The following is a 5,377-nucleotide window of genomic DNA, read 5'->3' on the forward strand; positions in this document are numbered from 1 at the left end:
CCTGCCGCACATGGGCGGCGGGGGAAGGCGAGCCGTGAGCCGGGGCGGGCTACGGGTTGTCGTGCTTGGTCAGGGAGCCATCGGGGTTCATGGTGTAGAAGCGCGGTGGGCCCATGGCCTCCACCGCCTGCCTCAGTTCCGCTTCCTGCTCGGCGGGGCCGGGTCCGCCCGCGTCCCGCACGCGGAAACCGTGGAGTTCGACGGCTCCCGCGTCGATGTCGCCGGGTTCGGGGCGCCCCTCCAGGACGAATCCGCACAGTGCGCGCAGTGCGTCTTCGCCGAGTTCCAGAGGGTGGAAGGGCAGCGGGTACGGCTCCTCCTCTTCCTCTTCTTCCTCCTCGTCCGGCCAGGGGGTGACGTCGGCGGGGCGGTTCCCGGCCCAGTAGGGCAGTTCGAAGGGGAGCGGTTCGCCGATGTTCTCGATGATCCCGTCGTCCGGCGACAGGCTCAGGGAGCGGACGAGACGCCCGTCCTCCCACACGGCGAACGCGAACCAGTCGACCACGCTGTGCATAGCGTGTAGGACGAGCCGCCGGTCGGAGCTCGCCGCGACGAGGTGCCCCGGAAGCTGTGACGGGAAGTCGACCATCACCTCCCGGTCGCAGACGATCTCCAGGCCCGGCCGGCAGGCCGCGTACACCCTCCCGTCCGGCGGGTACACGCCGTCCCGCAGGTTTGAGCCCGTGCCTTCCTCGATCTCCCGGTCCGGATACAGGCGACGCAGCAGGGCGGAGGTCCGTGCCGGGTCCGTTGTCCCCGCCTGCCGCAGAAGGTCCGGCACATCCCCGTCGGCGTACACGAGCAGCCCCGTCCTGGCTCCCAAAACCCCTCCCGGGATCGTCCCCATCCGTGTCGTCGCACCGTACCCGCCCGCACCGACATCAGGGCCGGCCCCGGAAAGGAGACGGGGGAATCACTCCAGCCCAGACTCCGCAAGGCGGTTGAAGCCGGCGAGGCGGGGCGAGACGGTGAAGGGGAAGGACTCGCCGCCGGGGGTCTTGAGGGCCGCGACGATGTCGTGGTCCGGTTCGCCGAACGCCTCGAAGCGCTCCACGGTGCAGTGCTCCATCACCTCGCGGATGTACGGGTCCGACAGCCGCCAGTGGGTGCGGATGGCGTCGGAGTCGCGGTAGAGCTGGAAGCTGTGCGCCAGCATCCGCTCCTCGTCGATGAAGACCTCCACCATCAACTGGGGGCCGTGCTCCTGAGCGAACGCCACCGCCTGCGCGATGGCGCGGCGGAAGCCGTCGAGGTGGCCGTCGGTGATGCGCATGGTGTTGCGGAAGAGGATGGTGCCGCTGCTCATGGTGTCCATGCGCTTGAGTGTCATACCTAAAGTTAGGTTGAGGTCAAGGGTGGGTCCCGGCGGGAGACACCGGCCACGTGATGAGCGTCAGCCGTCGGCCCGGCATGTCGCCGGCTGCCAGACTCGCTCCATGCGGAGGATCATCGAGGACATGGCGGGCCGTCTGGCCGAGGTGCCGGGTGTGGTCGGGGTGATGCTCGGCGGCAGCCGGGCACGCGGGGAGCACAGGCCCGGATCGGACTGGGACCTCGGCGTCTACTACCGGGGCGCTCTCGATCTCGCCGCACTGCGCGCGCTGGCCGGTCCCGGGGCGGAGGTGGCCGGCCCGGGCGGCTGGGGACCCTGGGTGAACGGCGGTGCGTGGCTGCGCGTCGACGGTGCGGCGGTGGACTGGATCCTGCGGGACCTGGACCGGGTCGAGCGGGTATGGGCGGACTGCCGCGAGGGCCGGTACGAGGTGGGCGTACGGGCCGGGCACCCGCTCGGTTTCTGGTCGCCGTGCTATGCGGGCGAGGTGGCGCTCGGCCGGGTACTGGCCGATCCGTCCGGCGAGTTGGCGGACCTCCGGTGCAGGACCGCGGTCTACCCCGAGCCGCTGCGAGAGGCGTTGACCGCGGCGGCCTGGGAGGCGGAGTTCCTGGTCGGTGCCGCGGCGAAGGGCGCGGCAGGGGCGGACACGCTCTACGTCTCGCTCTGCCTGTCCCGGGCGGTCGGTGTGCTGGTGCATGCGGTGTTCGCCGAGGACCGGCGCTGGTGCCTCAACGAGAAGGGCGCGCTGGCCGTCGCCGAGACACTGCCGGCCGCGCCGGCCGGCTTCGGCCCGCGAGTCCGCCGCCTGCTGGGGGCGCCCGGCGAGACCCCGGAGTCGCTGGCGGCGACGGTGGCCGAGGCACGGGCACTGGTCGAGGAGACCGTCGCCGCGCTGAGGAACCGCACCGGGTGACAGCGCCTGCCCCCGAGTGCGGGGCCCGCGCGCCGCGGGCAACCCGCCGAAGTCCCGGCGGACCGCCGCACCGTTCAGGCGTACAGATCCTCCAGGCCGATGAGCAGGACGTCGCCGTCGCGTGCCGCCTCGGTGCGCAGGGCGTCGCTGAAGCCCGCACCGCTGAAGCAGGCCAGCCGGCACCCATCGGTTTCCGCCGTGCCCCGCTCGGTGAGGATCTCCCGGGCCCGCCTGAGCCTCTCCAGGTGCCTCACGCCCATGACCGTGCCCCACTTGGCCTCGCCGAGCAGGGCCACCGACGGTCTGCCCGCTCCCGATCCCGGTTCGACCGCTGCCACGTCGATCTCGATCTGCCTGCGCGCCGCCGGGTCGGTGACGATGCCGCTGCCCACCTGCCCGGGGAAGGAGTCGAGCAGGGCCTGTCCCGGGCCGAGCACGTACTCGCGGCACACCGCCTCGAAGTGCGGTCCGGCCACCTGGGAGGCGAAGCGTTCGGCCGACCGTTCCCACACCTGTGCCGCCTGGCCGCTCTCCAGCCGCGCCCAGGAGGGGCGCATCACGGCCTCGTAGAAGGTGATCAGCGGTTCGCTGATGCGGTAGTGCGACTTCCCGGCCCGGAAGACGTCCGCCTCGCGGACCAGCAGATGGCTGTCCTCCAGGACGTGGAGGGGGTGGGAGATGTCCACCGACTTGCGGCCGATGTAACCCGCGATCGCGCCCCGGGAGGTGTTGCCCTGGGCCACCGCGGCGAGGACCGAGTGGTAGAGCGCGGTGTCGCGGATGTCCGCCTCCTCGGCCAGCAGGTACCGGGCCTCCCGGAAGAGCGGGCTGAGGGGGGAGAGGACGGTACGGCAGAGCCAGTCGTCGAACTCCTCCAGGCTGCCGGGGACGTCGTCCGCCAGGAACTGCCGCCGGTACGCGGGCGTGCCGCCGAGGACGGCGTGGAGCCGGGCCGCGAGAGCGGGCTCGTCCGCCACGCCCCAGAAGTCCGCCGCCTCCCGGTATCCGAAGGGCCTCACGACCAGCTCCAGTTGGGCTCGGCCGCGCAGGGGGGCGGTGCTCGCCAGCAGCCCGCCCATGACGGACATCGCCGAGCCGCACAGCAGCAGCCGCATCCGGCTCTCCCGCACCTGGAAGCGGTCGATCTCCCGCTGGATCAAGGAGGGGAGCTCCGGAGCCGTCTTCACCAGGTAGGGGAACTCGTCGATCACCACGAGCACCGGCCCCTCGCCGCGCTGGGGCAGGGCCAGAGCGAACAGGTAGGAGATCGCGTCGTCCCAGGTGGCGAAGGAGAACGGGGCCGGGGAGCCGGTGTACTCGGCCAGGGCGGCGCCGAACTGGCGCAGCGACTCGGCGGCGGTCGCGGTCGTGGCCCCGAAGTAGAAACCGCCCCGCCGCTCCACGAGGGCGCGCAGCAGATACGTCTTGCCCATGCGCCGCCGGCCGCTGACGACACCGAGCATGGCGTGCGGCAGCGGGCGGGCCGCGAAGGCCGCGAGGCCGTCCCATTCGGCGTCCCGGCCGAAGACATGGGGCGGTTTGGCGGGGAGATTCGGGCGGGGCATCTCGCTCCAGGTGTTAGGACTACACTCCTTAGAAGTGTAGTCCTAACACCCTCGCGCGCCCTCCGGGCGCGGGGACTCAGGCCTGAGCAGGCGCGAAGCGCTTCAGCTCGCGGCGGGCCAGGGAACGCTGGTGGACCTCGTCCGGGCCGTCGGCGAGCTGGAGGGTGCGGGCGCCGGCCCACAGCTCGGCCAGCGGGAAGTCCTGGCTGACGCCGCCCGCGCCGTGCAGCTGCACCGCGCGGTCCAGGATGCCCACGACCTCGCGCGGCACCGCGATCTTGATGGCCTGGATCTCGGTGTGCGCGCCCCGGTTGCCGACGGTGTCCATCAGCCATGCCGTCTTGAGCACCAGCAGCCGCAACTGCTCCACCGACACCCGCGCGTCGGCGATCCACTGCTGGACGACGCCCTGCGCGGCCAGCGGCCTGCCGAAGGCGGTACGGGCGTTGGCGCGGCGGCACATCAGCTCGATCGCCCGCTCGGCCATGCCGATCAGCCGCATGCAGTGGTGGATGCGGCCAGGTCCCAGGCGGGCCTGGGCTATGGCGAAGCCGCCGCCCTCCTCACCGATCAGGTTGGCCACCGGCACCCGCACGTCGTGGAAGAGGACCTCGGCGTGGCCGCCGTGCCAGTGGTCCTCGTAGCCGTAGACCGTCATCGCGCGGCGCACCTCGACGCCCGGGGTGTCGCGCGGGACCAGCACCATCGACTGCTGGCGGCGGATGTCCTCGCCGTCCGGGTCGGTCTTGCCCATCACGATGAAGACCGCGCAGTCGGGGTTCATCGCCCCGGAGATGTACCACTTGCGGCCGGTGATGACGTACTCGTCGCCCTCGCGCCGGATGCGGGTCTCGATGTTGGTGGCGTCGGAGGAGGCGACCTCCGGCTCGGTCATGGCGAAGGCCGACCGGATCTCCCCGGCCAGCAGCGGCTTCAGCCACCGCTCGCGCTGCTCGGCGCTGCCGAACTGGGCCAGCACCTCCATGTTGCCGGTGTCGGGCGCGGCGCAGTTGGTGGCGGTCGGGGCGAGCTGCGGGCTGCGGCCGGTGATCTCGGCCAGCGGCGCGTACTGGAGGTTGGTCAGTCCGGCGCCGTGCTCGGCGTCGGGCAGGAAGAGGTTCCACAGGCCGCGCTCGCGGGCGGCGGCCTTCAGCTCCCGAACCACCGGCGGGGTGCTCCACGGCGAGTCCAGCGCCGCCCGCTGCTCCTCGGCCACGGCCTCCGCCGGGTAGACGTGCTCGTCCATGAAGGCCAGCAGCTTCTCGCGGAGCTCCTCGGTGCGTGCGTCGAATCCGAAGTCCATGGCGGATCAGCCTTCCTGCAGGGTGGTGAGGCCTTCTGAGACGAAGAGGGGGACGAGTGCGCCGATGCGGTCGAAGCCCGCGCCGACGGTCTGCCCGAGGGTGTAGCGGTAGTGGATGCCCTCCAGGATCACGGCGAGCTTGAAGTAGGCGAACGCCGTGTACCAGGCGATGCCGGAGACGTCGCGGCCCGACGAGGAGGCGTACCGCTCGACCAGTTCCCGCGCGTCGGGGTGGCCGGGGGCCTCGCGGGTGGTGGCGA

Annotated in this window: 5 protein-coding genes and 1 pseudogene; 1 reads left to right on the forward strand and 5 read right to left on the reverse strand. The window is 72.0% G+C overall.

Features of this window, described 5'->3' with window-relative positions; all coding sequences use genetic code 11:
- Positions 1-49 precede the first annotated feature (49 nt).
- Positions 50-823, reverse strand: a complete 774-nt coding sequence (locus L7D48_RS13380; RefSeq protein ID WP_237879651.1) for a hypothetical protein — start codon at positions 821-823, stop codon at positions 50-52.
- A 90-nt stretch (positions 824-913) separates the two neighbouring features.
- Positions 914-1,315 carry a hypothetical protein gene (locus tag L7D48_RS13385; protein ID WP_237879652.1) on the reverse strand — a complete coding sequence of 134 codons (402 nt, stop codon included), beginning with the start codon at positions 1,313-1,315 and terminating at the stop codon, positions 914-916.
- Between the two features lie 121 nt (positions 1,316-1,436).
- Here L7D48_RS13385 and L7D48_RS13390 point away from each other — a divergent pair, with 121 nt between their 5' ends.
- Positions 1,437-2,249: a nucleotidyltransferase domain-containing protein gene (locus L7D48_RS13390; RefSeq protein ID WP_237879653.1), complete on the forward strand. Its 813-nt coding sequence runs from the start codon at positions 1,437-1,439 to the stop codon at positions 2,247-2,249.
- Between the two features lie 74 nt (positions 2,250-2,323).
- Here L7D48_RS13390 and L7D48_RS13395 read toward each other — a convergent pair whose 3' ends face one another.
- From L7D48_RS13395 to L7D48_RS13405, 3 genes and pseudogenes are all read right to left on the reverse strand, one after another.
- Positions 2,324-3,814: an ATP-binding protein gene (locus L7D48_RS13395; protein ID WP_237879654.1), complete on the reverse strand. Its 1,491-nt coding sequence runs from the start codon at positions 3,812-3,814 to the stop codon at positions 2,324-2,326.
- A gap of 76 nt (positions 3,815-3,890) precedes the next feature.
- The gene (locus tag L7D48_RS13400) at positions 3,891-5,117 is read right to left on the reverse strand and encodes an acyl-CoA dehydrogenase family protein (RefSeq protein WP_237879655.1); all 1,227 of its coding nucleotides are present in this window, start codon (positions 5,115-5,117) and stop codon (positions 3,891-3,893) included.
- A 6-nt stretch (positions 5,118-5,123) separates the two neighbouring features.
- Positions 5,124-5,377 (reverse strand): annotated as a pseudogene (locus L7D48_RS13405) (phosphotransferase family protein); the annotation flags it as partial.

It is taken from the genome of Streptomyces sp. ICN903, assembly GCF_022015835.1.
Lineage (GTDB): Bacteria > Actinomycetota > Actinomycetes > Streptomycetales > Streptomycetaceae > Streptomyces > Streptomyces fenghuangensis.